Genomic DNA, 1,275 nt, shown 5'->3' with positions numbered 1-1,275 from the left:
GTTGCGCTTGGTCGGCGGCGCGTCGAAGGCCGTCGGGCTCGGGGAGGCGGATGGCCCGAGCCAGCGTGGAGAGCGCGGCGACGATCACCCACTGCCCCGTCGTCTGGTCGAACCGCAACTCGGAGTGCTGCCCGGCGCGCGCCGGCAGCGGCCTGCGATCTTCGACCGGTGCCGGGCGGTGGCCGGGCAGCGCGAAGAACAGCAGCTCACGGCCGTCGGCCAGCTTCGCCCGCGTCGGCGCTGTCACGATGTCGAAGACTAGCTTGGCCGCCGCGACGCCGTTCGGGTAACCATGATGGGTCGGGCGCCGGGAAGGGGGCAGGGCGATAACCGGTCTTTACGAACAAGCCGGCAACTGGGTGATCGGTTCGGATCCCGGTTTGCTCCGGCTGCGGATGGCGACGCGGACGACGGCCGCGCTCGGCTGTTCGCTGCTGGCGCTTTCCGTCCTGACCCGGGCGACCGGACAGCCCCTGACCGTCGCCCTGTTGGGCGTCGTCATCACGATGGTCGCGTCGCGATCCGTCAACGAGCCGGACCCGCGCCGGCAGCGGATCACCATGGCGCTGCTGCCGCTGCCCGCCGCCGCGTCCATCACCGCCGCCGCGGTGCTCGCGCCCCACCCGGTGGTCAGCGACGCGGTGTTCGTGGTGGTGGTCTTCACGGCCGCCTACATCCGCCGCTTCGGCGCCCGCGGCCGGGCCCTGGGCATGGTCGCCTTCATGTCCTACTTCTTCACGTTGTATCTGCGCGCGCGCATTTCGGAGCTGCCGTGGATGATCGGGGCGGTCGCGGTGGGCACGGTGTGCACGTTCGTGATGACCGCCTACGTCATGCCCGATCGGCCGGAACGCGTGCTGCGGGCGACCGTCCGGGCGTTGCGGGCGAGGATGGCGATCGTCGTCGACACGACGGCGGAAGCGGTGCGCACCGGCCGCCTCGACGAACGCCGCCGGCGCCGCATGCGGGCGCGCACCCTGCGGCTCAACGAGACCGCCCTGATGGTGCAGAGCCAGATCGAGGACAAGGCGGACCCCGCCCTGCTGTGGCCCGGTGTCACCGCCGAACAGCTGGCCCCGTGGCTGCTGGACGCCGAGCTGGCCATCGAGTGGGTGGCCACGGCCGGCCGGCGGGCCGCCGCGCTGGCGTCGGCGGACCCCGGCGCCATACCCGCCCAGACCCGGGCCGCGCTCGTCGACGCGCTCTCCACGCTGGCTCGGGCCATCCGCCTCCCCGAGCCCGACGGCCTTCGACGCGCCGCCGACCAAGCGCAAC

2 pseudogenes are annotated in these 1,275 nt (G+C 73.0%); one reads left to right on the top strand and one right to left on the bottom strand.

What is annotated here, in order from left to right:
- A pseudogene (locus tag A9X04_RS31460) lies at positions 1-247 on the bottom strand (hypothetical protein); the annotation flags it as partial.
- Between the two features lie 112 nt (positions 248-359).
- On the opposite strand from A9X04_RS31460, the pseudogene A9X04_RS12825 reads away from it, so the two are divergent.
- A pseudogene (locus tag A9X04_RS12825) lies at positions 360-1,275 on the top strand (FUSC family protein); the annotation flags it as partial.

Origin of the sequence: Mycobacterium sp. E3247 (genome assembly GCF_001667785.1) — a bacterium.
Lineage (GTDB): Bacteria > Actinomycetota > Actinomycetes > Mycobacteriales > Mycobacteriaceae > Mycobacterium.
Note: the sequence above shows the minus strand (reverse complement) of the source record. Positions and strands in the feature narration are given on the sequence as shown.